The organism is Citrobacter sp. Marseille-Q6884, from assembly GCF_945906775.1.
Taxonomy (GTDB): domain Bacteria; phylum Pseudomonadota; class Gammaproteobacteria; order Enterobacterales; family Enterobacteriaceae; genus Citrobacter.
On the sequence record NZ_CAMDRE010000003.1, the window covers coordinates 167,359 to 190,592 of the forward strand.

A 23,234-nucleotide genomic window follows, 5' to 3' on the forward strand; every position below is an offset into this window, starting at 1 on the left:
TGCTCAGTAAAATCTGATGCGGTAACCCCATACTCTGGATCGGCGGAGGGCAGTATATTACTGTTCCTTCACAAGTAATGAGTTCTGATCTCTGTAAGCATACCTGTCACATTCAGCACCCTGAAACCGTACCCCGGAACTGTCTGGTGTCAGGACAAGTCCACCTTGTGCAGCATGTACGTGGAGAAGCTTATCCCCACCCGACACATTCAGATGTAGTGCAGGCACGCCATGATTGATTTCCAGTAAAACACCTAAGCAAAGCTGACCTGTATCGTCCGCCACCTCGATTGAGGTCTGGTTATCCAGATGGTAGGTGGCCGTATAAATTCTGCTATCCGCTTCATGGCAAACCGGTTCACCTTCAGGGATACGCCAGTCCGTCATTCGTTTAATAACAGGAGCACCGACAGATTATTTTTGTGCGGCCACAATAAGCAGAGATTGCAGGGCAGCTCTGTCAGAGTTTCGGATCGCCCTGTCGAGGATAGTTTCCTGTCCATCATCTGCCCAGGCTTCAACATGATAATTTGACCATACGTTACGTTCAGTCGAAGGCAGACGGTCATCGGGTTCAATGTGGAGTGTGGGGGTACACTCTATGTCTGAAAGATAGGGCTTTGCGACATCGCCATCCGTAATGCCGTTGACCCGTCCACCACAGTGATCAGCAATTACCCGCCCTATATCCAGCATGAAGGCCTGGTGCGCCTCACGGGAGTCAAGTTCACCCAGCAGTTCAGGTTTAATAAGAAGACCGGTTACGATTTCAGCCAGTTCATTGGGTAATATTTGCTTTGTCATAATGCCTCACAAAATAGACAGATCAGTACAGAAGAGTGGAGGGAGAATGCCCGGACCAAAGAGAGTCACATGACGTTCAGGTACGATTTCATCACCCGGAACTCATCAGGAGTGATTGGTTTCATACTGGATTTTTTGATGGCAGAGCCAGAACTAAATTGTATCCCTCCTTCGGCATCTTTTTCCCCACCATCGCGATAGTTAAGCTGAATCTCATCATACCTATGCGCTGCATTAACGCTGTTCGGGCAACGCAATATAAACGATACTGGATATTCAAGCTCACCGACGACCTCTGTAAATTCACAAAAGAAGTAATTCATCTTCTCGGCGAAAGCGGTTCGTTCAGCCTCCAGAAAATTGTGTAGACCTGTCCACCGGATGAAATCCTTACTCACGACACAGGCAGCGCCTCCAAACCCGTCAGGCCTTTTTAAGTTACTGCATGTAAAAGCAATTTTGAACTCTATCAATTCGTTCCTGTCAAATGCAATAAGTGCCGCCTGAGCAAACAGCGCACCATGTTCAGAATTGAAATCACCGAGATCACTGTTAATAAGAAAACCTTCAGGGCATTTTTCCCCATCAAAATGCCAGTCCAGGTCTTCAGGAATATCTGCAACATTTCTGAATGGATGGTTCAGGACACAGTGACGTACAATAATCTCCATTTCTGACAGGCCGTTTGTGTTATCACATGAAATGAGTTTTTGAATAAAACTATCATCCGGTTCAAACAATTCATTCATTGCCTCAAGTAATATATCAGCTTGAGTAGGATTTGCTTCAATAAGACAAGCACATTCTGAATAAAAGTCAGCCATGATAAACCTCATATCTGTTTAGATGAGTACGGTCGATTAGGAGTAAGACCATCATACTAAACCAAACCGGCTCATCAAGGGGGTATTTCCACCGGAAGCAATAATAATCAAGGTCAGATTCATAAATTCTGGATAATAATAGCCACCCCCTTAAATGGTACAAGAAACCCTTGAAAACGGTGAGAAATATTGGGCTTGCAAAATTTAGTTTTTCTGATTGAAGCTTTGTATTCTATCCAGTTTTATATATAAGAGATAATGGTAGCGCCGAAAAACAGACGTTAAACTCCATAATTGTAATAGTGCTAAGAACATAATCAATCTCGTCCAGCAATTCAGCCAGTGTGTAACACCAAATATAGTCCTTTCTGTATGAAGTTATCCAGAATGATGACCACCATTCCTTAATCAGCAGGTAAATATGATTAGTTGTAAGTCCTTGTCCATGGGTATCGTTTCGCCACTCTTCTAACCAGCGTTTATGTTGACCTGGAACACAGAAAGACAAGTAAAGCCTGGATTTTGCAACGTTAATTTCAAGTTGATATTTCAATAGGTTAGATTCTTTCTTTGTCAGGCGATCCACCCTTTGATCATGAATCCGGTCACGGTGTTCGCGGCGCTGAAAAACCCTGTTCTGTAACTCCGGGAACATGGAAACTGCCAGAGACCAGGAAAGAGGGAGAATAAAACACTCTCCACGAGATTCAATCAGAATATCGATAGCACGCAGGTATTCAACTTTAGTTGCTTCGCCACGAACAAATGGATCGTAACTCGAATCGACCTTTCTCAAGTCATTCGAGCTAATTTGCGATTTACCTGTAAGTTCTTTAAAAAAGGCTTTGACGTAGGCCAGTTCTCCTGTTTTCCGTCCCAAAGCTCTGCGATTCTCCACAGAAGAAATAGAAGCCATTGCACATCGCTGGAAAGGGTTAATCGGGACAAGCGTGGAAGATTTCATTAATTACCATCCTTAGAGAATAGGAAGCACATAAAGACATATTATCAGTAATTATTTCACTTGCCAGTACCTATTTATATAATAGTGCTTATGAATAATTTTCAAAAACATTTAATATTTTTCGGAGTCAACTTCAAACATGAGAAAGCAACTTTTAGCACACCCATAAACTGGAAGCATATAAAAACAGTGAGCAAAGGGAGGGTTAAAGCAATTACTAAGCCTTACATGAAAGGCTTAGTAAAGGAAATCAGGGATATTACTTAGTGATACAGCTTTCAACTAGTGAAGCAATGAATTTTCTTTCTGCATAACATCCTTTCATTGATTGCGGATCAAAAACAATATTATCAGCTTCGACATAGCGTAGCCTGTGGTATACAGACAAACGCGCTTCATTCCTTTTATGCTCTTCAAGTACCGGGGTGTAATCATGATCGGTCATTCCTATAACAAAGAAAGCACAAATGACAGATAGTCCAATGATAAAGAAGGGAGCATGTTCCAGGAAAGAAGACATTGTTTTAGATACGTTTACGTCAAAAATATCAACAACAGCATTACTGAATAAGGTAATAATTATAAGTAAAAACATTACACCGATAACACAGGAAATCCGGAGGACCATTTTTGTGTTGTCAGGCTCAGCAGTAACTTCATCAGGTGGTGCAAAGACAGTGGAACGAGTCGTCTTCTGCATTTCCGAACCGGCATAACCTCCGCCTCCCAGAATAACAGAGTCTCCCGAAATGCCGCCCCCCAGTACTGAACCTGATCGTTCAGTGGTTGAAGTTTCCTTCAGATAAAGGGAGTGCAAAGGGATCCCGTCAGTTGGTGAATAATGAACTTTCATGATAGTCATAGTAAGGCTCCTGATTATTGATACTTTTATAGTACTGTGAGCCTGAGGACAATTTTTCCTTTAAAAGGGTGAAATCGCTTTTTAACAATTTTTTTTACCGGGCACGAAAGGATAAAAACCGTAGTTGTCCTGCAAAAGCATCCAATTATGGAAAAACTATGGCACTGTTGCAAATAGTCGGTGGTGATAAACTTATCATCCCCTTTTGCTGATGGAGCTGCACATGAACCCATTCAAAGGCCGGCATTTTCAGCGTGACATCATTCTGTGGGCCGTACGCTGGTACTGCAAATACGGCATCAGTTACCGTGAGCTGCAGGAGATGCTGGCTGAACGCGGAGTGAATGTCGATCACTCCACGATTTACCGCTGGGTTCAGCGTTATGCGCCTGAAATGGAAAAACGGCTGCGCTGGTACTGGCGTAACCCTTCCGATCTTTGCCCGTGGCACATGGATGAAACCTACGTGAAGGTCAATGGCCGCTGGGCGTATCTGTACCGGGCCGTCGACAGCCGGGGCCGCACTGTCGATTTTTATCTCTCCTCCCGTCGTAACAGCAAAGCTGCATACCGGTTTCTGGGTAAAATCCTCAACAACGTGAAGAAGTGGCAGATCCCGCGATTCATCAACACGGATAAAGCGCCCGCCTATGGTCGCGCGCTTGCTCTGCTCAAACGCGAAGGCCGGTGCCCGTCTGACGTTGAACACCGACAGATTAAGTACCGGAACAACGTGATTGAATGCGATCATGGCAAACTGAAACGGATAATCGGCGCCACGCTGGGATTTAAATCCATGAAGACGGCTTACGCCACCATCAAAGGTATTGAGGTGATGCGTGCACTACGCAAAGGCCAGGCCTCAGCATTTTATTATGGTGATCCCCTGGGCGAAATGCGCCTGGTAAGCAGAGTTTTTGAAATGTAAGGCCTTTGAATAAGACAAAACGCTGCCTCATCGCTAACTTTGCAACAGTGCCATTGGCTCGACAAAATCGTTGCATCACGACGATCGCAGGTGTGAGGTTTGTTTTCTTCGTGGGGGTTGTCAGCTATCACGACATTGAGGCAGGCAAGCGCAGGTGTCACAGTTTCGGGTATATTTTATGCTGGTGGGGTGACCACCAGCTGCGGGTATAGTTACTTAATGGTTTTCAGGAGGGTGAACTTGGTTTTGCACCGGGTGCATTGCGCTTTCAGAGACCCGGAGCGCACCTGTTTCAGTTTCCCGGCGCACTGGGTACAGGCTACGTCCTTCACACGTTGTGCCATTCGCTCATCCACAGCGAGTGTTTTGGTCGGGTTATGCTTACGCTTGGGAGCCTTCAAAAGCCCCAGCGCCCGCAACGTGGCTTTGTACTCCCGGGTGATCCATTGACCGTCGCGCTCATAGTGCAGGCCATCCCCCATCATATCGCCAAGCTGTATCAGCCGCTGATGCAGCACTTTTTCTTCTTCAGGACTCATATACCGTGCTCTCTTTAAATTATTGAGACGGAACCGAGCCGATTGATACCTCATATGAGGCCACCAGCGTCTTTACTGGCGTTTCAACGAAGCTGACGCTCTGCTGAGTAGAGTCGAATGAGAATCGCGTCCAGCGCCCCACAGAGCGCGATCCTGAAGCTTTCGCTATGACCGTCCCGTTCGCGCATCTCCAGAAGGGCATCCAGCTCGTTATCGTCAATCGGCAGTGGCCCGGAACAGAAGGTTTTCACCATGTCAGAGGTGTCAGGGTTTATACCTGCAATGCGCAGGATATCGGGAACCTCAGACCGGTAGATCACCGGTCGGCCTGATGGCGGTGTCCACGTTATCGGCTCTATCTTCAGTTGCGGTAAGCCAGCACCGGCGAGGGCGTTATTCAGATCGTCTATAAGCACGACATCCGCTCCTGAAGGAGGATGTACGCCGAGGGCCGCAGGGATTTCGACAGAGATATTGTGCATGGCGTTTACCTCAGTGAAGGACGTGATTAACCAGCGACGGGGGGATATCGAGTGACCCGACACTCCAGCCATTGGCAGTTGTCGCAATAAGATCTGGCCGGAACCCACCCCAACCCGTCACACGGCCCGAATCGTTGACCACCACCACCAGCGGCGCACCGGTATTTTGTGTCAGGCGAACGAGATCTGCGTTGTCCACCAGCGGGATCTCATTCACGTCCACCCCAGCCAGAGAAAAGCGGGTAAGCGTCATGCGACATTTCGGACAATCAGGGGCAGTAAACACAGTAATTTTCATTGGGATAGCCTGGTGTATACGGGATATATTCATTATCCCAGCTTTCCGCTTCTGACGAAGCGTTGCGCGGGTAATCAGAGCGTAAGCAGGTAAGATATTGTTGGGGCCATCCTGCAACATCAGTTGCGCCAGTTGCCTGGCTATTCGTCGCTCTCTCCATTAGAGAAAATAAACCAAATAAGCAGAACGCCTCCGACCCACATTCCAACAAAGAGGCAAATACCGATCAGGTCATAGACGTATTGTGGGATTTCATTCATAACGCATCCTCATTAATAATTTGTATTCAGCCTTAAACCGGTCATTTCATTAACCGAATCCGGTCTATCAAAGCGCTACCCTGCGTTGCATTCAGCCCCTCGTGCCGGTGAGTCAGGAACAGGGCAGGGCAGTCAGTTGGAAAGAGTCGAGCGGTATCGTCCACGAAGGTGTAATGCTGTAGGCCGAACCGTTTAACGACCGCCATGCATTCGTGATAACGCACGTGGTTATTCACCAGCCCATCCAGATCGGGATTGAGTCCAGCAATCCGATCGCGTATACCCGCAGGGAAATGACTCAGCACCATCTCCCGGGGTACGCCGGTACGCCAGTTTGTGGAAAGGATAATTCCCGTCTGCGGGCATTGCGTCAGCACGTGATCCAGCACAGGCATAAACTCCAGTGACCCGTTTTCCGCCCGGTGGAGTACACCGTCGATGTCCAGGAAAATCCAGTGACGACGGGCATCTATTTCCAGCCAGAACTCGCCCGCAGAGCGCCGGGTCGACATACAATCTATATCGTCCTGACAGGTAAACCTGACTAACCACTTCTGTAATAATCGGAACATAGAGGCCTCTCGCGGTAGTTGACTATATGCAGAACCGGCAACCATCAAAATCATACGGATTCTGTTGCCATGAAATACGGCCACACCCGGGGCAATTCCAGCGAGTCAGCCCCTTTGACTGTCGGCGATTTTGGCGTTTCAGCCAGGCAGGCATCAGCAGACCGGCCCCCTGCGTCATTTTACGGCGGTCTATCCGCTCAACACTGAAGGTAGGGCGTTTTGCAGCGTCAGGGATGTGATGGGGTAACCAGACGACATCAGGTCTATCTGCCTGTGGTGAGTCAAAAACTCTGGCAAGGGAAAAATCCGTGGTAGTACCCGCATCAGCCAGCCAGAACAGATCGTTTCCGTCCCATTGGCCATTAACGAAGCCGACATATTTGGTGGCGCTTTCGGAGAGAATGGTTTTTCCCGGTACAAACTGATGATCAACATGAAACACGAGATGGCGGTCGACTGCATCGGCATCAACCGGCAGGTCAAACTCCCGTCCCGTATTCCATGCGCGTTGTGCTTCCTCGCGGGTGTAAACCCGGGCATTACGCTGATCGGTGCTGTAACCTCTGCCGTGATGGCTATGAAAAGCGGTATTGCTACCAACGGTGTCACGCAAGCTGACCAGATAAAAACGGTCTTTCATGAAACACTCCAGAGGATGATGGCAGGAAAATAGCCCGGCGCGGCGGATACCGACACCGGGGAGGAGGGGTTAGCTTTCGATTTTGCTGACGTTTACGGTGTCATCGTCGTTACGCTTTACACCCAGCATGGTATCGCCATCGACTTCGATAATGCCGTCAAAGTAGTCGGTCATTTCGTCATAGCTGACTTCATCAAGGTCATCCAGCCGGTAGGAAGAGCCATCCGGCAGAACAAACTGACCATCCAGCGTGGCAAGGTCATACGCCAGCGGGGTAACCGTGAAGTAATACTCATCGGTGAACCAGACCGCGCCAACCACCAGTGGGTGAGAAATGTGGAATTCGACGGTGTTATAGCCCTGCGCTGCGATTGCATCCAGCAAATCAATGAAGCCGGGCATCGTATCGCCATCCCAGCCATCAGCCGATAAGGAAGGCTTGAGGTTATCCCAGTCGCTCAGACTGAAAAACACTGTGCCCTCACCGTCATCGCTGATATGGGATGAAATGTACGTCGCGCTTGCTTTTGAAGCCATTGCAAACAGGAAGTCCTCATCGAGCACGTGTTTGAGGGAGGTTTTAAAAACCTTGTCAGTGCCTGCTGCCGGGATAATCGCTAACATGAAACACCTCAGTGGTTGTGTTGGTCTGTTTTTATTATCGAACGACTGAGTCTGCTGACGAAGGAAAAAAGGGGACAAAAAGAGGCTGTTTTCTCAATAAAATCAGAAAGATTGTGACGGCCCGAATTCAGATGAAACGGGCGCAGACGGGGGGTTATTTGCTGGCGGATTCGGCTTCGTAAATGACTTCGTCGGCCCAGTCTCGATCAAATCCCGGCATCACCGGTAATGCTGCAACGACATCGGTAGGGAGGGCATCAATATAATCGCGCATGGCTTTTGCCACTTCCAGCAGTTCATTTTGCTTCATCATTTTCTCGCTCATTATCTCTGTCAGAAACCATCCAGCAGGAAGTCCACCGCACTTTTGATAGTGTGCCGGAACGGAGATGCGTCCATGACCGCCTGACCGAGCTGCTTCACGCGGACTGAAGCCATTTCATGCGTCATCAGGATAACGTCATTCCCTTCCACCTGTATGACCGGAGTTAATCGCGCAACCGGGGCCGAGGCTCCTTTTTTAAGCCGATGAAGGGGGATCACCAGGCGGGTATTTAACTCGCCAATGATGTCGCTCTGTATATCCAGCAGGTAAGGGTATGCCTGGCTGTTGCCGGGATTGCGGTAAACGGTATATTGCATTATCAGAACGTCCTGTATTCGTCAGACAGTAACCCATGCTCTTCAGTGATGCGGTTCAACTCCTGAATACCAGCACGATTCTGTCGTTTCCATTCTTCCGCTGCACTGGCCTTCAGTTTGCTCTGAAGCGCTTCTGCCAGCGTGGCGGACAAGTTAATCCCAGCGTCTTTTGCCTGCTGTACGAGCATTGGCTCAAGGGTGACACTGACGGTTTTTTTCTGGCGAGCAGCTGTAGCCTGCATGTGTCCTCCAATAAAAAAGCACGTGTCGATTACACGTGCTTTAAGTATGCGCCCATTTTATCCCACCAGCAAATTTGTTTGCCTCCGAGAGAGTCTACTGCGTCAGTTCAGCAGGTCAGATGGCCTAGACCGCAGAGGCTACGTTTTTCCAATCATGATAAGCAACACACGCCTGTTTGGCAGGTTGGCTGCAACTTTAGCTGCTTTATCAATGCTTTGTGCTGTATACACTACCCCTCTTTCTTTCAGGTTCTCCGCGTTCTGACGCAGCGTTTCCTCTGAAAAGCTGGACGACTCATCAATGCCAACTGGGCCGGGCTTTGCACCGCGCAAACTGAATGGCACAGGGCCATGCCAATCATTCTTTACCAGTAACAGTCGGGCATCAATGATCCGTCCTGGTAGCGTTCTTTCGATGAGGTAACTTTTTCCGGTTCCAGTGCTGCCAATCAGGCAAACGGTGTAACCGAAACGCAATGCCCATCGAATGATTAGAGCCCAATACCGCGCCCGGAACGCGGAAATGACAGGCATTTCACCTGGTCTAAATACCGCTGCGAAAAGACATGAATAGCTATATTTCTCAGCGTTACAATCTTTCATAAAACTTTATCCAGTGATGTGTTTTTGGGGAATTTTCTGCCCGCCCAGCAGGTAGCTGGTGTATCTGAAGTACATAACATCTTGTAGTTGCCTCTGACTATCTCTCTGGATATAGACTTATCAAATTCATTTCTATCCATATCAAATAGCCAGTAGAACCCATCAGCATAGATAATTGTGGTTCGATTGGGATCCGAAGCTACGACGCGAGCATCCGTAATCAAATTCTCCTCATAGCGCAAAGGCGAAGCGGAGAAAAAGAATATTATTAATACGAACCAACTCCCTATGAAACACGGTAAAACATGTTTTTTGCAATCCTTTAAACCATCTTTGTTGCCTTTCATTTTGTAGTCATAAAGACCAAGCAAAAAAAGTAAGAAAGAAAAAGCAAACCCCAGAAAAACGTGAGTATAAAACTGATGGATGCCGTCACTCCATGTAATACTGATACTTCCAGCATTTGTTCTTTTTGTTGTTATTTCTAATACGGAAATGAAAATGGCTGTTAACTGACTAAAACAAAATATTTTTATGCTTAATTCAGACTTAAACGCTTTGTTATATACTAATACAATCACAAAAAGTATTACGATTACAAAAGCTGTAATCATAAACTCACTCATCATCATGAGCACACTGTTATTAATACTGTAATTTATGTTCATCATCACTCCTTAATTTCACAACTTTTCATCATTTTATTTGAGAATTGACAGGCTTATCGAGTAGGGGGTTTAGCGTCCTTGAATATGTTCGCTCGTGTGGCGCTCACTAGACACCAGATAACAGAAGAAAGCAGAGCAAGCATTGCGTAAACCATTCGGAAGTTTGAATCCCACTTCGCGGTTACTATTGATTCATCGACCGCCTCGCGAACGCAGGGAGATTCGATAAGTGTCGGGGGAGTCGTGGATTGTGGCTCTTCGGTACATACCATTAGTTTGCCGACCGGAGCACCATCAATGACAGCCCTGGCTGCACTAACCAGATGCGCTGAAGGTGAACCTGAATAGTTCATGCAGATGAACGTGATAAATAAAGCAATCGCCGGGCCGGAGACCAGAGTGAAGAATGCGAAGCTGCGGCAGGCCGTAGTATGGCGATGCAAATTAGCGAGAAATGTCATCATGATTTGTCACTCTGGGTTTTAGTCGTATCCGACTCGGTGTCACATCGCTGGAAAGCTACTTGAGGAGGAATTTGATCAACCCCGGTAAAGCAATATTTCAGGGATAGTTGCTTTTTTCCCTCATCCAGTCCAACAAAAAAGATATCGACCGGATCTTCATGAAGTAGCTCTTTTGAGAGCCGGTTGTAGGCCATCCAGCTCCCAACCATATCGACCATTGGCTTAAATTTATCAGTTGCGTTATCTGTAGGTTTAAATGGAATTACACGGAAAACATTCCATCGTGAGCAACGAACCAGCAATTGAGCATCACTCTGAAAGACGTCCAGATCAGTGTTATTTGTCAGGACTTTACACAGCGACTTGAGATCGTTACCCCTGACCTCCAGTTGGCTGAAGCTTCTATAATACTTTTCACATCCAGTTAAGTGCTGAGCGTAGCACTGCTTCAACAGTGTTGTGTCGTTACTGGCCTGCAATTGAGTATCTTTCGCCACATAGGCATCACTGATAAGAAAATCGGGATAGAGGTGTCCCTCCCATAGCAGTTTCTCGGCGATAGCGCCCCCCAGCACCACCACCAATAAGATAAAAAAAATTGGGAACGTCTTACCCAGAGGTATTTTCATAAATCTCACCAGTCGTTAATTTGAGGTAAATTTGCTTTCCAGATTCAGAATGCATTTTTCATGTGCATACATGACGGCGGAATCATGGCCGTAATAGAGTTCGCCATTTTCACGCTGCCACTCACGCGCTTTTCGGGTACGGAATGCTTCTGACATATGTTTTCCACACAACTCACATGGCCCGAAAAAGTCGCTGCTGCGGCCTGTTGATTTTGTGAGTCTGACGATATTGCCTGTAGGTCTACCCATACTGCCCCCTGTGCTGCTGGCATTGACCGGCTGTCTGCCGTGCTAAATGAGTGGTTATTTATCCGCGTCATCATCGGATTCTTTCGGCACGAGTTTTGTATAGCTAAATGTCATATCAGAGGGACGGATCCCATAGCGCCACGGCTTTCTGCGGTAGTTAACTGCCTCGCTTACCATCCAGCAGATAAGAGCGATACCCGCCACTATCAGGTAGCCTTTGAGCAACAGCGAGTCCCATTGTTTAATGGCATCATCGGCATTCACCACGTGTCGCTGGCATTCTGAGGAGCGGAACGCGGCAAACACTGCTTTCTCTTCAGGGCAAACCATGACCGAGGTGCTGGTGGCATTTCCAACCAGACTACGGGCCTGATCGAGGAAGACCTTGGATGGTGAACTGGTAAGAACTGTGCAGAACAGAATGAGCAGTAACGCAACTGCCGGAGCAGTGACAAACGAGAAAATGAATGCCTGCCCGGATTTCCATAAAACGTCGCTGATGTAAAATTTCATGTCGGTGTTTCCTCTTATCGGTATTCAGGCCCAGAGCAGCCCGGGGCTTAATTTATGCTGACTGGAGTCCGCCAGATTGTTTCTCTTCAGCGCGGGTATTCCAGCGCGTCACAGCGGCTTGTTCGGAGTCCTGAAACGCCACCGTGGCCTCACAGGAATTGCAGCAGGCGCGAAAATTATTCGAAATCTCCCGAACCCGGATAGATGAACAACCGCAGAAAGGGCAGGGCTTGACGTTATCGTGTCTCATCGTATTTCCTCGCTGGTGGGCTTTATCCACCGAAGCTATTGAGCCGAATTTCAGGTTCATCACCGAGCTCGTACATGTGTCCCATTTCGTTCATGATGGTGCTACTGCCATTGAACCAGGTAACCATGCATCGCCAGTGCTGACTGCCGTTTTCACCCCAGCGGCTCACGCCCGCAGCATCCATTTCGTCTTCAGTGATAAAGAAATCCGCGCCCGGCAGTTTCTCGGCATCAAGGCAGATCTCAGGCTCAACGACGAAGCAGATACCGTTGCTGTTCATGACGTACATACGCCGCTCAAGGGTTTCAGTACTGACAATGACCTGCTTATCAGAAGTAAGGTGTGATTTAGTGACTTCCATGCGAATCAGGTTCTTTGCATTAGCCTGTCCACTCGCAAAAACCATTGACGCATTGCGAACCATTAACTCAGCAGCTTCTTCACCGAAGCTACGAAGGCCCATCAGTGCAAGCAACTCACTACATTCGGCTTTACCGAGGTTGCCAGTAGTCAGATTAACCACGCCTTGTAGAGTGCTCAGTTCAACCGGTTGTGACCGGAGGATGTCGCGAAGCAGTGTATTACCCGCCGTGCCCGGGTCGCTCCAACTGGAGGATTCGGGACGCTGATTTTCAAGAAATAGGGCGCTTTGCAGTAAAGCCGCTGGTGGCTTTCCGGCAAAACTCAGTTTTACTCTGACCGAATCGAATGGGTGCATGACGGCGGTTTCTCCATAATATCGTGAAGCTAAAAACTGTTTTAATCCTATTATCCCACCGGTCGACAATTGACGAAGTAATCGGGTATGAAATGGACACCCCTTCGATAATTCACATATAGCGAAGCCTTTACGCCTTTGTCTTATCCGCAGGCTGGGGAATGCAATAACTTAAGATGGTGATAGTTTCCCCACGCTTTGCTTTAGGCGCGGCACTCTGGCATTCATCATAGGTTTTGTAGTCAGGTATTTTCTGAGAGGTGACACCACTTGGATTAAGACCACTTGAATAAAGCCCAATCACGAGAACTAAAGTAAACATGTTATTACTCCAGAATGTATTGATGGAAAGTAAGTGAGAATGCCATTATCCATTTCTCCTAAAATCCCGAAAAAACTTTTCAAGAAAGGTACTTTTCGGTTACTTCAGCGTAAGCATACTTAGATCGCAAAATGAGTGAATAAATAACTTTGCTCTGCAATTGTTTTTGCTGAACTTCAAATTAATCAGTCATCGATTTCATCAGGCAAGTGAAAAGCTGAGACGTAAAGCTTGCCATCATGAAAATCCAAACCATCTTGGCAGTGATAATCGGAAATTCGAGAGTGCCAATATAATAAATAATAATTATCAATCCCCCCAAGGCCAGACATCCAAGGAGACCTGCTGCTGCCTTTAGGAAATCACTGCCTTCAGGATTCTGGAATGTGAATCCAGTTATAATCAGCGAGGAAAAACAAGCGAACAAACAAGTTCTATACAAAGGCCAGTCCCCGGATATAACATTTTCTCGAATAAGCACTGCCCATATCAAAAATTCAATGCTGAAAATAATCAGCGGAACTGCGAGCACACGAAATGAAAGTTTTTCATATAAAGTGGTAATAATTGATGTCATAGCAAACCCCGCTTGCAATATTCAAATTAATTTTCGTGGTTTTTACCTGCTTTTAACAAACGCGTTATTTCATCAGTAAGGCAGAAACTTTTCCCAGATGATGGTTTCCCGATAACCACAACGTGACCAGTACTTGGAGTTCCCTCTACTTTAAAAAATGCAAGTTTTGCATCGATAATTTTATTTTTCATTGCATCGGTAACCTTGTATGACGTGGGGGTAAATTTTGTGCGTTAATGTTCAATGATAATATTAATCGCGAAATACTGTATCTATAGGGTCTGTTGATTAAGACTATCCCTCTTGAAGTAAAATACAATCATCATTCCTATCTGTATGGAATAGGAAGCCAATTCAGCATATGTTACATAATTGCTTGTGATGAAGGAAAAACCTCGCGCGATTACAAGTAGGAGTATTGATGCAATAAACACTAAAACCCAAACGGTAAGCATTCCCAGCACTGAAAGAAAGTACTCATATTCATTTGGGTCGTAAAATACAAATGCTGTTGAGAATATTGCAATAATACATAACGGAAGTGATGTAGCGAGTTCCGACCATTGAAGGTCAATTTTTCCAACCACCAGCAATGTAGAAATGACAGCGTACTGTATAGCCGATAGAACTGTTACCGGAATCGCAGCTCGAATGAACTTAAAAACAGAATGTTGTGTTTTAGCCTGGTTTTTCATGTGTTACCACCTGTCATTTGTTTCGAAACCAATCATAACCAGAGTGATAGATTTCAGAGTGAATAAACCACTACAAAACGCCCCCATTTATTGCTGGACATCATCCGCAGGAGTGGCATAAAACTCACGACCTGACGCGCCGAGTTTTTTCTGAAGCTTCTTTGTTGCTTCAGCCTGACTTCGGGCCTTGAAATAGAACGTCCTGATAAAATCCCCATTGTTGTAGTTAACGTCCTCTGGATTTGCCCATTTCTGCATAGCAACAAACCGGATAGAAGGCTTCGGGATGGTTTTCACCTCGACATACCCCCGGCCCTTGCAGCGAAAACACACACCGCCTTGAACGTGCCGGAACGCTCGGATCTCACCCTTACCACCCAGACAGCGTGGGCATTCAATTTTATGCATAGCAACCTCTCGACTGTTGATTAACGAATTTCGCGCCTGAAAGGGGGCAGGGATGCGAGGATGTCTTTCCCGTAGGCTTTTGTCTTCAGGCGTTTATCCAGGATAGTCACCGCGCCGGTATCGCTCTCTGTGCGGATAAGCCGACCAACGGACTGGGTCAGTTTGAGGCAGGCCTCCGGTATCGAGATTTCCCGGAAAGCATCACGCCCGTTTTTCTCCAGCCACTCCGTCAGGGTCTGGCCCACCGGGTCGGTCGGAACGCTAAAAGGCAGCTTGGCAATGATGACGTTGTTGCAGTACACGCCAGGCAGATCCACCCCTTCACTGAAAGAAGCCATACCAAAGATAATGCTCGGCTCACCACGGTCGATTCTGAGCTTATGGCGCAGCAGTATTTCCCGTTTTGGAAGTGCCCCCTGTATCAGCAGAAGCGGTGAAATGTGTTGAGGCATCGCCTTGCTGACTTCTTCCATCTGCCTGCGGGAGGCGAACAGCACGAGGCAACCCTGAAGCCGAAGCACCAGTTTGGGAAGGAGTTCGATGATCTCCGCCGTATGTTCTTCATGATTGGTCGGAACCGAGCGCATACGGGGGATGAACAACACGCCGTTGTTCTGGTAATCAAACGGGCTGCGGGCCAGCAGGGTAGGTGTATCGACTGGAAGACCGGCCTGCTCCAGGAATGCGTCAAACTTGCTAAGGGAGCGGATTGTTGCCGAGGTCACAATGGTGGCATAAGCCTTCGACCAGAGCTCGGATTTCAGGTGTTCGCCCGCATAGACCGGACTGCAATTAATCACCACTTCGGTGCTGCGTTTAGTACGACGGACGTTAATCCACCGGGCCATAGGCATACCAGAGACGGTTTTATTCCCGCAGTATGAGGCCAGAGCCTGATGCATACCCGCCAGGCGATTTGCCAGCTCGCCGACAGCCATCTTTTGAAGGGCCAGTTCTTCCTCGCTGATATCCCGCCCGGCCTCATCTACAATCGCCGTCATTTTCACAACGATATTCTGCATCTCGTTTACTGTCTTTAACCCAGGCTTAAACAGGGCCGCAATATCTTCAGGAACGAAACCTTCCGGGAAGCGATAGATGTCCGATTCCGTGCCATTTGGCATTTCGTGATCGTTTCGCCAGTTCAGGGAGCGTAAAAGTGTCCCCCGCAGCTCACCGAGCTCATCACCGGCATGGCCCGCAAGCTCCACCAGCTGCTGCACGTGCTTTTCCATAGTCCCGCCGTAGGACTCTGGCATGGTCATTACCATGTCGAAGATTTCGCTCATGAAATGCCTGCTGGCATCGAGAGAGGCGGAGGTCGCAAAGTGGTTAATTGCTTTCTGCGGAACGTGGTGACCTTCGTCGAACACATAAATGGACTCTTCCTGCGGGGGAAGGATAATACCGCCTCCCAGTGACAGGTCAGACAATACGATGTCATGGTTGGCGATAACCACATCCACCGACTCCAGCAGGGCGCGGGCGAGGAAGAACGGACAACGGTGATAATGTGGGCAACGCTTTTTAGGGCACTGACTGCCAATAGCATTGACCCGACCCCATACCGCCTCATTGATCTCATCAGGATAGGAATCACGCTCTCCTGTCCAGTGACCACCAGCAAAGGCCTTGCTGATATCCTCCACATCATCGCGGATGTAGCCATAGGCATTCATCTCGCTTTCCATATGAACGTCACAGCGCATCTGGCAGAAGTAACGGCTACGGCCCTTCGCCATCGCATAGGAGAAGCTCAGGCCCGCTCTCGCCTGTATTTCTGGCAGATCCTTGGAGATGATTTGTTCCTGAAGCGCAACGGTTGCCGTGGAGATGATCAGCGTCTTATGCTTTTCCATCGCCAGGGGGATCAGCGGCAGACAATACCCGAGTGTTTTCCCTGTCCCCGTACCGGCCTCAATAACCCCGACGCGATACTGCTCCTCAGCGGGGGTAGCGTTAACGACTGCGCTGCAAAACGCCATCATGTCTACCTGCCCGGCACGAGGGGACAGACCCTTTGCGTCCAGGAAGAAGTGATAGGCTCGCTCAGTCATTTCAGCGGCAGTCATCCGGGGTTTATTGTCTGGCATATCCGTACCTTGTCCTCTGCTGCTCAGGAGGCACAGCCCGGCAGCGGCTATCGAAGTCAGGTACATCCTCATGCTGGTGGATGTACCGGGTTCATCAGTCTTCCAGTGAATGGCCTTTAAAGCGTCTCACATAGCGTTTAATTTCAGTTTCGGCCTGTTCCAGTACAGCTCGGTTGCAGTGCTCAAGAACACAGTAAGGCCCATGTGCTGGCCCGCCATCGCTGGTTTCGCAGGCATCAAGCTTGAGCCGAACGGAGGCATCGAAGATAAATTGGGTGATTTTCGCAATGGAGATCTGGTCTTTGTCTTCCTGCTCTTTGGTGTCGATGACATCGCCGTTATACACGTCGAAATCGAGCCGCAGGCGGTAAACTGTGTCGATTGCCATAATCGGATCCCTTCAGAGGATGTCGTAGATGACTGGGACGCGGCCACGTTCTACCTGTTGATTCAGGGTGCGGAAACCACCGTGATCAACGATGTAGAATTCACCCGCCACGGCGGAGCGATGGAAGTCGGCGAGCTCTTCAGTGCCAAAGACGAAAACCGGGGTTCCAGAGGGGACGGTCATGCAGGCAGTTTTTCCGCCATAGCCGCGAACCGTAAAGGTGATTACCCCATCCGCGCTGGTGGGCAGGAAATCGGCGAAAATCGAATGAAAGGCTTTATTCGCCTTATCGCTGAATACGTCGGTCAGTGTCTGCATGATGCGCCCCGTGATCTCGTTTTATGTTGTACTGATACCAGTACAACACGGGCCCGGCAGGTGACGAAGGCGATACGTCGGGTATTATCAGAATGAATATGTCGGTCTGAAATGGTTTATCAGTGAGCCATCAGCTCCGGCCCCGGGACGCGAATCAACGGTCGTTATGCTGTAGCACCTCCACGAACTGTCCGCAGCTGTCGCAGCAGTACTCATTGGCGAACCTGCCATCGTCTTTCCAGTTGTTTGCCCCGCAGCGGCAGAGCAGTACACGTACCTGAGAAGGGCGGATGCGAGCTTGACCGAATTTGGTTGTCCACTGAGGCTCGCCATCAAAGCGAAAAGAGTCAATGCGAAACCTGCTTTCGCGTTCGTAGGTGTTGAGGTATTTGAAGTACAGCTCTTCAGAGAGAATGGCATCGGTCATCGTGTATTCCCTGTCTGGCCCCGTGGAGGGTGATTTGCGGCAGAGTGTTGCGTTGCGAAAACTGCCAGGTTGTCGGAGCCATTACACCACGGGTCATACAGGTCACGAAGGGGGTTACTTACCAGCCAGCGCTTTCTCTTCCCTGGTAGCCAGGCGCATTTGCCCGAAACCTTCACGGATCAGCAACGGCTTTTCTTTCTTCCAGCCCTTAACGACGGACTCACCGAAACGACGCGGGGCGTTACCATTCCAGGTGGCTATGACGTGGTTATCATGGACTTCGACAATCACGACCGGGTGGACGACAACTGTTTTAAGTGTGGTGTTGCCCATATTTACCCGGCTAACCGACCAGACACTCATCCCGACTTCCAGCTGGCTTATTTTCATCTTCATTTCCTTCTAAACGAACGTAGTGCGCCACGGCGTAATGTCGTGACGCACATTACCATGCCCGGGGCTTATCAGAACATAAGCCAGGTGGCGTTACCGGCAGTATTTCTGGACTGGTAGGCTTTTGCCTGCGCGTGAAGCAGCTTCCACAGCTGACGAAGTGTAGCAGCATGATTTTCACCACCAGCATTAACCCGCAGTTCGCCGATCTCGCGGGTAACAGTGAAACAATTCCGGCTCTCATCCCAGCCTGAATGTTCACGCGCTTCCACCACCAGATCATTAGACGTATCAGGGCCGGTCTTTGCTGCATTCAGCACGAACTCCGTTTTAACAGTAATACGGCTGGCGTTATCCGGCGCATCCAGAAAGACGGTGAACCCCTCAGTTCGGCGGTCAGTTATACGACGGCTCCCCCAGGAGGTGATCCCCCTCTGGACACGCATCATTGAAAGAGCGTGGGACTCGGTTGCCTGCACTGTGCGATACAGGTCGGTCAGGGAAGAAAGGCTGAAGCTTTCAGGGGCAGTCTGGATAGCGTCGGTCATGGTAGATCCTCGGTTATATGGTGTGTTTTCTGGCTTCAGTAGCTGTCGTTTGCCACGTAATAGGACGTGCCTGGATAGAAGTAGCGGTAATCCGGCTGCATGTCATTGGTGATGACGGATGCTTCTTCCCAGACCCCGCTGGTGGACATAAACTCATCTGTCGTTTCATTCTCCAGCCGCATATAGCGTTCAGGAGCGCATTCCGCCCAGGCGCGTTTCACCGTATCCCAGTTAGCGTACTGGCTGATTTCAATATTCAGGGGCGCATTCTTCTCAGGCTGGTTACGGCGGGAACTCAGCACGAAATTCAGCTTCAGGACGATACGACTGTCGTTGTCAGGAGTATCCATCCAGATCTGGTATTCAGCCGTAGGCCGGGATGACTGGTTTTTGCGGCCCCACGAGGTGACACCGGTTTTAACCTGGACTATCGAGACTTTATGCGCATCAGTCTTGCCAACGCTGGTCATCAATTCAGACAGACTTTTAAACATGGTGCATCCCCAGTGATTATTGGTATGTTCGTTTTGTTTACTTATTAAATCACTGGTTACCCGGGTGACGAAGTCAGAGCCGGGTAAAAAAAGGACAAAATTTGCGGATTAGTGGCTGGTGGTGGTATTGGCCTGCGGGACAGGGCCATCGAACAATTTGTCAAAAAATTCCACGCCACGCTGGTACACATCGCGCAGCTCCATATCTTCACGCTCGGTCAGGCCCATCTTATTGAGCACGGCAAGGCCGGTACGAAGGCGAGGAATCAATACGGTTTCCAGATAGATCCTGCGGCCCGCAATAATTTCCGGGGATGCTTCATTGATGTAAAAATCAACGGTTTTCGTGATGCTGAAGTGCTTTACTTCGCTCATCGTCTGGTACTCCTCAGAATGATGTCATGATACTCGGTTTGATTCAGGGGAGGGGAGCAACCCGGGCAAACAAGCCCGGGCGCAGGCAGCAGTTATTCGAGACCCAGTGCAACGGGCACTGTTGCAAAGTTAGCGATGAGGCAGCCTTTTGTCTTATTCAAAGGCCTTACATTTCAAAAACTCTGCTTACCAGGCGCATTTCGCCCAGGGGATCACCATAATAAAATGCTGAGACCTGGCCTTTGCGTAGTGCACGCATCACCTCAATACCTTTGATGGTGGCGTAAGCCGTCTTCATGGATTTAAATCCCAGCGTGGCGCCGATTATCCGTTTCAGTTTGCCATGATCGCATTCAATCACGTTGTTCCGGTACTTAATCTGTCGGTGTTCAACGTCAGACGGGCACCGGCCTTCGCGTTTGAGCAGAGCAAGCGCGCGACCATAGGCGGGCGCTTTATCCGTGTTGATGAATCGCGGGATCTGCCACTTCTTCACGTTGTTGAGGATTTTACCCAGAAACCGGTATGCAGCTTTGCTGTTACGACGGGAGGAGAGATAAAAATCGACAGTGCGGCCCCGGCTGTCGACAGCCCGGTACAGATACGCCCAGCGGCCATTGACCTTCACGTAGGTTTCATCCATGTGCCACGGGCAAAGATCGGAAGGGTTACGCCAGTACCAGCGCAGCCGTTTTTCCATTTCAGGCGCATAACGCTGAACCCAGCGGTAAATCGTGGAGTGATCGACATTCACTCCGCGTTCAGCCAGCATCTCCTGCAGCTCACGGTAACTGATGCCGTATTTGCAGTACCAGCGTACGGCCCACAGAATGATGTCACGCTGAAAATGCCGGCCTTTGAATGGGTTCATGTGCAGCTCCATCAGCAAAAGGGGATGATAAGTTTATCACCACCGACTATTTGCAACAGTGCCCACCTGAGCGCCCGACAGCTTAGCCGTCTGTTTCGCCAGGAAACGGGAAAGTCACCGGCTAAAGCCATTGAAGGGCTTCGGCTGGAGGCTGCCAGGCTGATGATTGAACAAAGCCACCTGTCTCTGGATTCTATCGCCCGTGAATCAGGCTTTCGTGACGGACGCCATATGCGGGAAGTGTTTATCCGTGGTTACGGCATTCCGCCGCAGTCGTTACGCAGTGGGCGATAAACCCTGATACCCGCATTTTCACCCGAAAAGTGAAGGTATTAGCACAAAAAAAGGATTTTCAACCGCCGCCACGGGTGTATGCTTATGCCATCGCTTAACTCATCAAAAGGAATATGAAAATGCATGACGCTGTGACTATTGTGGCCACCATTACCGCGCATTCAGGCTCGCGTGAGAAAGTCCTTCAGGCGCTGAAGACGGTAGAGCGTGACGTCCAGGGCGAACCGGGCTGCGAGCTGTATCAACTGCATCTGAACCGCGAGAACGATCACCAGTTCGTGATGATTGAGCGCTGGCAGTCCGCGAAGATGCTGGAGCAACACGCTCAGGCTGCCCCTTTCGGCGCGCTGGTTCGCGCAATTGAAGGTATTGCGGATCTACAGGTCACAACCTTGACCACCTCCGTCTGACGAACGACCGGCTCGCTGGTTATCCGGCGAGTCGACGACCTGCCCGTGGCAATTGCCGATGGCTGAGAGCACAAAGGTGCGACGGTCGATAAACGAAAGCTCAGCGCGCGGAGCGAGGGATAAAACTCTCCGCCTTTTCCTGTAAGAACTCGTAGAACTCACTGGCACACTGTGAAAGCTGCCGCTCTTTATCCGTCACCAGATAGATGCCGCGCTGTAATGACAGATCGCGAAACGGCACAATGGCGATGTTCTTATGCTGAAACTGGAACAGCGTCAGGCCGGTCACGATGCTGACCCCATAGTTAGCCGCGATCAGCCCCATCATGGTCGTCAGCTGTCGTACCTCAAGGACATAGTTAAAGCTGTGCGGCGCCATCAGCTGATCGGTGTACTGGCGGATGCTGGTTCCCTGAGAGAAGCCAACAAACGCCTGCTGCGCCACTTCGGCAACGTCGACGCTCTCGCGCTGCGCCAGCGGGTGACTGCGATGGCAGATCAGAAAAAATTCATCGGCAAACAGCATTCGCGAACTGAAGGTGCCAGGAGAGGGCTGACCCGCGGTTAATGCGAGGTCTGCGCGGCCGTCGAGAATCGCCTTCAGGCAGCGATCCCACTGCGTATCCAGCAGCTCAACCTTGATGTCAGGATGCGCACGATGGTGCTCCGCCAGCACCTGTGGCAACCACTCCACCGCCATCGAGGGCAACACCGCCAGCACAATTTTGCCTTTGTAACCGGTGGCATAGGATGCGATCTCAACGACAGCGTCATCATGTGACTGAATCAATCGGCGAGCAATATCAATAAAGTGAATGCCATTGCCGTTTAACTGCACCTTGCGCGTATCGCGATCGAACAGTCGATATCCCACTTCTTCTTCCAGCGCCGCGATCAGGGAGCTAAGGAAGGTGCGAACAAGTTCCTGATATGAGATCATCATATTCATCCGGAGCGCATCCCAGAGGGACATCATGAGCCATCAACTCACCTTCGCCGATAGTGAATTCAGCACTAAGCGCCGTCAGACCCGAAAAGAGATTTTCCTCTCCCGCATGGAGCAGATTCTGCCATGGCAGAATATGACCGCTGTCATCGAGCCGTTTTATCCCAAGGCGGGCAATGGCCGACGGCCCTATCCGCTGGAGACCATGCTGCGTATTCACTGCATGCAGCATTGGTACAACCTGAGCGACGGTGCCATGGAAGATGCCCTGTACGAAATCGCCTCCATGCGCCTGTTTGCCCGATTATCCCTGGATAGCGCCCTGCCGGATCGCACCACCATCATGAATTTCCGCCACCTGCTCGAGCAGCATCAACTGGCCCGTCAATTGTTCAAGACCATCAATCGCTGGCTGGCCGAAGCAGGCGTCATGATGACCCAAGGCACTTTGGTGGATGCCACCATCATTGAGGCACCCAGCTCTACCAAGAACAAAGAGCAGCAACGCGATCCGGAGATGCATCAGACCAAGAAAGGCAATCAGTGGCACTTTGGCATGAAGGCCCACATTGGTGTCGATGCCAAGAGTGGCCTGACCCACAGCCTGGTCACCACCGCGGCCAACGAGCATGACCTCAATCAGCTGGGTAATCTGCTTCATGGAGAGGAGCAATTTGTCTCAGCCGATGCCGGCTACCAAGGAGCGCCACAGCGCGAGGAGCTGGCCGAGGTGGATGTGGACTGGCTGATCGCCGAGCGTCCCGGCAGGGTAAAAACCTTGAAGCAGCATCCGCGCAAGAACAAAACGGCCATCAACATCGAATACATGAAAGCCAGCATCCGTGCCAGGGTGGAGCACCCGTTTCGCATCATCGGTGATGCTGCCAACTTACTGATTTA

Annotated in this window: 38 protein-coding genes and 2 pseudogenes; 4 read left to right on the plus strand and 36 right to left on the minus strand. The window is 49.5% G+C overall.

Annotated features, from left to right (window positions below):
* Nucleotides 1-57: 57 nt before the first annotated feature.
* From N7268_RS24350 to N7268_RS24370, 5 genes are all read right to left on the minus strand, one after another.
* Nucleotides 58-387, minus strand: a complete 330-nt coding sequence (locus tag N7268_RS24350; protein ID WP_119906220.1) for a hypothetical protein — start codon at nucleotides 385-387, stop codon at nucleotides 58-60.
* Nucleotides 388-414: 27 nt separating this feature from the next.
* On the minus strand, nucleotides 415-804 hold the full coding sequence (locus N7268_RS24355; protein ID WP_040120332.1) for a hypothetical protein: 390 nt from the start codon (nucleotides 802-804) through the stop codon (nucleotides 415-417).
* 65 nt (nucleotides 805-869) lie between these two features.
* Nucleotides 870-1,628: a hypothetical protein gene (locus tag N7268_RS24360; RefSeq protein ID WP_040120333.1), complete on the minus strand. Its 759-nt coding sequence runs from the start codon at nucleotides 1,626-1,628 to the stop codon at nucleotides 870-872.
* A gap of 232 nt (nucleotides 1,629-1,860) precedes the next feature.
* Nucleotides 1,861-2,592, minus strand: a complete 732-nt coding sequence (locus N7268_RS24365; protein WP_043016708.1) for a plasmid SOS inhibition protein A — start codon at nucleotides 2,590-2,592, stop codon at nucleotides 1,861-1,863.
* 259 nt (nucleotides 2,593-2,851) lie between these two features.
* Nucleotides 2,852-3,454 (minus strand): hypothetical protein, encoded by a 603-nt coding sequence (locus tag N7268_RS24370; protein WP_004181720.1) that lies wholly within the window; start codon nucleotides 3,452-3,454, stop codon nucleotides 2,852-2,854.
* A gap of 223 nt (nucleotides 3,455-3,677) precedes the next feature.
* Between N7268_RS24370 and N7268_RS24375 the strand changes: the two genes are divergently transcribed.
* Nucleotides 3,678-4,382: an IS6-like element IS26 family transposase gene (locus N7268_RS24375; RefSeq protein ID WP_001067855.1), complete on the plus strand. Its 705-nt coding sequence runs from the start codon at nucleotides 3,678-3,680 to the stop codon at nucleotides 4,380-4,382.
* A gap of 212 nt (nucleotides 4,383-4,594) precedes the next feature.
* Here the strand turns inward: N7268_RS24375 and N7268_RS24380 are convergent, their stop codons facing one another.
* From N7268_RS24380 to N7268_RS24525, 30 genes are all read right to left on the minus strand, one after another.
* A complete protein-coding gene (locus tag N7268_RS24380) occupies nucleotides 4,595-4,921 on the minus strand; it encodes a hypothetical protein (RefSeq protein ID WP_007372293.1) in 327 nt (108 codons plus the stop codon).
* An 83-nt stretch (nucleotides 4,922-5,004) separates the two neighbouring features.
* Nucleotides 5,005-5,403 (minus strand): hypothetical protein, encoded by a 399-nt coding sequence (locus N7268_RS24385; protein ID WP_007372292.1) that lies wholly within the window; start codon nucleotides 5,401-5,403, stop codon nucleotides 5,005-5,007.
* Nucleotides 5,404-5,413: 10 nt separating this feature from the next.
* On the minus strand, nucleotides 5,414-5,656 hold the full coding sequence (locus N7268_RS24390) for a hypothetical protein (RefSeq protein WP_007372291.1): 243 nt from the start codon (nucleotides 5,654-5,656) through the stop codon (nucleotides 5,414-5,416).
* A gap of 346 nt (nucleotides 5,657-6,002) precedes the next feature.
* Nucleotides 6,003-6,473, minus strand: coding sequence for an HAD domain-containing protein (locus N7268_RS24395; RefSeq protein ID WP_007372290.1), 471 nt, complete (start codon nucleotides 6,471-6,473; stop codon nucleotides 6,003-6,005).
* 82 nt (nucleotides 6,474-6,555) lie between these two features.
* The gene (locus tag N7268_RS24400; RefSeq protein ID WP_007372289.1) at nucleotides 6,556-7,173 is read right to left on the minus strand and encodes a hypothetical protein; all 618 of its coding nucleotides are present in this window, start codon (nucleotides 7,171-7,173) and stop codon (nucleotides 6,556-6,558) included.
* Between the two features lie 69 nt (nucleotides 7,174-7,242).
* Nucleotides 7,243-7,797: a hypothetical protein gene (locus N7268_RS24405; protein ID WP_007372288.1), complete on the minus strand. Its 555-nt coding sequence runs from the start codon at nucleotides 7,795-7,797 to the stop codon at nucleotides 7,243-7,245.
* Between the two features lie 154 nt (nucleotides 7,798-7,951).
* On the minus strand, nucleotides 7,952-8,110 hold the full coding sequence (locus tag N7268_RS24410) for a hypothetical protein (protein ID WP_016241558.1): 159 nt from the start codon (nucleotides 8,108-8,110) through the stop codon (nucleotides 7,952-7,954).
* A gap of 20 nt (nucleotides 8,111-8,130) precedes the next feature.
* A complete protein-coding gene (locus N7268_RS24415; RefSeq protein ID WP_007372286.1) occupies nucleotides 8,131-8,439 on the minus strand; it encodes a CcdB family protein in 309 nt (102 codons plus the stop codon).
* Between the two features lie 2 nt (nucleotides 8,440-8,441).
* Nucleotides 8,442-8,681, minus strand: a complete 240-nt coding sequence (locus N7268_RS24420; protein WP_007372285.1) for a type II toxin-antitoxin system CcdA family antitoxin — start codon at nucleotides 8,679-8,681, stop codon at nucleotides 8,442-8,444.
* A gap of 138 nt (nucleotides 8,682-8,819) precedes the next feature.
* Nucleotides 8,820-9,284 (minus strand): hypothetical protein, encoded by a 465-nt coding sequence (locus tag N7268_RS24425; protein ID WP_008786596.1) that lies wholly within the window; start codon nucleotides 9,282-9,284, stop codon nucleotides 8,820-8,822.
* Complete coding sequence (locus tag N7268_RS24430; protein WP_007372283.1) at nucleotides 9,281-9,952, minus strand: hypothetical protein; 672 nt, start codon at nucleotides 9,950-9,952, stop codon at nucleotides 9,281-9,283. The genes N7268_RS24425 and N7268_RS24430 overlap by 4 nt, the downstream gene beginning before the upstream one ends.
* A 460-nt stretch (nucleotides 9,953-10,412) precedes the next feature.
* A complete protein-coding gene (locus N7268_RS24435) occupies nucleotides 10,413-11,045 on the minus strand; it encodes a hypothetical protein (RefSeq protein WP_007372282.1) in 633 nt (210 codons plus the stop codon).
* 15 nt (nucleotides 11,046-11,060) lie between these two features.
* Nucleotides 11,061-11,201: a hypothetical protein gene (locus N7268_RS24440; RefSeq protein ID WP_007372281.1), complete on the minus strand. Its 141-nt coding sequence runs from the start codon at nucleotides 11,199-11,201 to the stop codon at nucleotides 11,061-11,063.
* Between the two features lie 147 nt (nucleotides 11,202-11,348).
* Nucleotides 11,349-11,807 (minus strand): hypothetical protein, encoded by a 459-nt coding sequence (locus N7268_RS24445; RefSeq protein WP_008786599.1) that lies wholly within the window; start codon nucleotides 11,805-11,807, stop codon nucleotides 11,349-11,351.
* 52 nt (nucleotides 11,808-11,859) lie between these two features.
* On the minus strand, nucleotides 11,860-12,117 hold the full coding sequence (locus N7268_RS24450; protein ID WP_306083951.1) for a Lar family restriction alleviation protein: 258 nt from the start codon (nucleotides 12,115-12,117) through the stop codon (nucleotides 11,860-11,862).
* Nucleotides 12,080-12,775, minus strand: coding sequence for a hypothetical protein (locus N7268_RS24455; protein ID WP_007372278.1), 696 nt, complete (start codon nucleotides 12,773-12,775; stop codon nucleotides 12,080-12,082). The genes N7268_RS24450 and N7268_RS24455 overlap by 38 nt, the downstream gene beginning before the upstream one ends.
* A 130-nt stretch (nucleotides 12,776-12,905) precedes the next feature.
* The gene (locus tag N7268_RS24460; protein ID WP_016241560.1) at nucleotides 12,906-13,097 is read right to left on the minus strand and encodes a hypothetical protein; all 192 of its coding nucleotides are present in this window, start codon (nucleotides 13,095-13,097) and stop codon (nucleotides 12,906-12,908) included.
* A 181-nt stretch (nucleotides 13,098-13,278) separates the two neighbouring features.
* On the minus strand, nucleotides 13,279-13,674 hold the full coding sequence (locus tag N7268_RS24465) for a hypothetical protein (protein ID WP_024196081.1): 396 nt from the start codon (nucleotides 13,672-13,674) through the stop codon (nucleotides 13,279-13,281).
* 26 nt (nucleotides 13,675-13,700) lie between these two features.
* Complete coding sequence (locus tag N7268_RS24470) at nucleotides 13,701-13,865, minus strand: hypothetical protein (protein ID WP_007372277.1); 165 nt, start codon at nucleotides 13,863-13,865, stop codon at nucleotides 13,701-13,703.
* An 81-nt stretch (nucleotides 13,866-13,946) separates the two neighbouring features.
* On the minus strand, nucleotides 13,947-14,369 hold the full coding sequence (locus N7268_RS24475) for a hypothetical protein (protein WP_024196082.1): 423 nt from the start codon (nucleotides 14,367-14,369) through the stop codon (nucleotides 13,947-13,949).
* A gap of 87 nt (nucleotides 14,370-14,456) precedes the next feature.
* Nucleotides 14,457-14,777: a hypothetical protein gene (locus N7268_RS24480; RefSeq protein WP_016241561.1), complete on the minus strand. Its 321-nt coding sequence runs from the start codon at nucleotides 14,775-14,777 to the stop codon at nucleotides 14,457-14,459.
* Between the two features lie 20 nt (nucleotides 14,778-14,797).
* Nucleotides 14,798-16,870, minus strand: a complete 2,073-nt coding sequence (gene dinG, locus N7268_RS24485) for an ATP-dependent DNA helicase DinG (protein WP_016241562.1) — start codon at nucleotides 16,868-16,870, stop codon at nucleotides 14,798-14,800.
* A gap of 94 nt (nucleotides 16,871-16,964) precedes the next feature.
* A complete protein-coding gene (locus N7268_RS24490) occupies nucleotides 16,965-17,258 on the minus strand; it encodes a hypothetical protein (RefSeq protein ID WP_007372274.1) in 294 nt (97 codons plus the stop codon).
* A 12-nt stretch (nucleotides 17,259-17,270) separates the two neighbouring features.
* On the minus strand, nucleotides 17,271-17,576 hold the full coding sequence (locus N7268_RS24495; protein ID WP_016241563.1) for a hypothetical protein: 306 nt from the start codon (nucleotides 17,574-17,576) through the stop codon (nucleotides 17,271-17,273).
* Between the two features lie 154 nt (nucleotides 17,577-17,730).
* Nucleotides 17,731-18,003, minus strand: coding sequence for a hypothetical protein (locus tag N7268_RS24500; RefSeq protein WP_007372272.1), 273 nt, complete (start codon nucleotides 18,001-18,003; stop codon nucleotides 17,731-17,733).
* A 114-nt stretch (nucleotides 18,004-18,117) separates the two neighbouring features.
* Nucleotides 18,118-18,393, minus strand: a complete 276-nt coding sequence (locus N7268_RS24505) for a hypothetical protein (RefSeq protein WP_007372271.1) — start codon at nucleotides 18,391-18,393, stop codon at nucleotides 18,118-18,120.
* Nucleotides 18,394-18,467: 74 nt separating this feature from the next.
* Nucleotides 18,468-18,944 (minus strand): hypothetical protein, encoded by a 477-nt coding sequence (locus tag N7268_RS24510; RefSeq protein WP_007372270.1) that lies wholly within the window; start codon nucleotides 18,942-18,944, stop codon nucleotides 18,468-18,470.
* A 35-nt stretch (nucleotides 18,945-18,979) separates the two neighbouring features.
* Nucleotides 18,980-19,438, minus strand: coding sequence for a hypothetical protein (locus N7268_RS24515; RefSeq protein WP_007372269.1), 459 nt, complete (start codon nucleotides 19,436-19,438; stop codon nucleotides 18,980-18,982).
* Nucleotides 19,439-19,546: 108 nt separating this feature from the next.
* Complete coding sequence (locus N7268_RS24520; protein WP_007372268.1) at nucleotides 19,547-19,813, minus strand: hypothetical protein; 267 nt, start codon at nucleotides 19,811-19,813, stop codon at nucleotides 19,547-19,549.
* Nucleotides 19,814-19,979: 166 nt separating this feature from the next.
* Nucleotides 19,980-20,684: an IS6-like element IS26 family transposase gene (locus N7268_RS24525; RefSeq protein WP_059328522.1), complete on the minus strand. Its 705-nt coding sequence runs from the start codon at nucleotides 20,682-20,684 to the stop codon at nucleotides 19,980-19,982.
* A gap of 63 nt (nucleotides 20,685-20,747) precedes the next feature.
* On the opposite strand from N7268_RS24525, the pseudogene N7268_RS24530 reads away from it, so the two are divergent.
* A pseudogene (locus N7268_RS24530) lies at nucleotides 20,748-20,978 on the plus strand (helix-turn-helix domain-containing protein); the annotation flags it as partial.
* A 119-nt stretch (nucleotides 20,979-21,097) separates the two neighbouring features.
* Nucleotides 21,098-21,388, plus strand: coding sequence for a putative quinol monooxygenase (locus N7268_RS24535; protein ID WP_016241603.1), 291 nt, complete (start codon nucleotides 21,098-21,100; stop codon nucleotides 21,386-21,388).
* Between the two features lie 100 nt (nucleotides 21,389-21,488).
* Here the strand turns inward: N7268_RS24535 and N7268_RS24540 are convergent, their stop codons facing one another.
* A complete protein-coding gene (locus N7268_RS24540) occupies nucleotides 21,489-22,331 on the minus strand; it encodes a LysR family transcriptional regulator (protein ID WP_214600678.1) in 843 nt (280 codons plus the stop codon).
* A 31-nt stretch (nucleotides 22,332-22,362) separates the two neighbouring features.
* On the opposite strand from N7268_RS24540, the pseudogene N7268_RS24545 reads away from it, so the two are divergent.
* A pseudogene (locus tag N7268_RS24545) lies at nucleotides 22,363-23,208 on the plus strand (IS5-like element ISKpn26 family transposase); the annotation flags it as partial.
* Nucleotides 23,209-23,234: the final 26 nt, after the last annotated feature.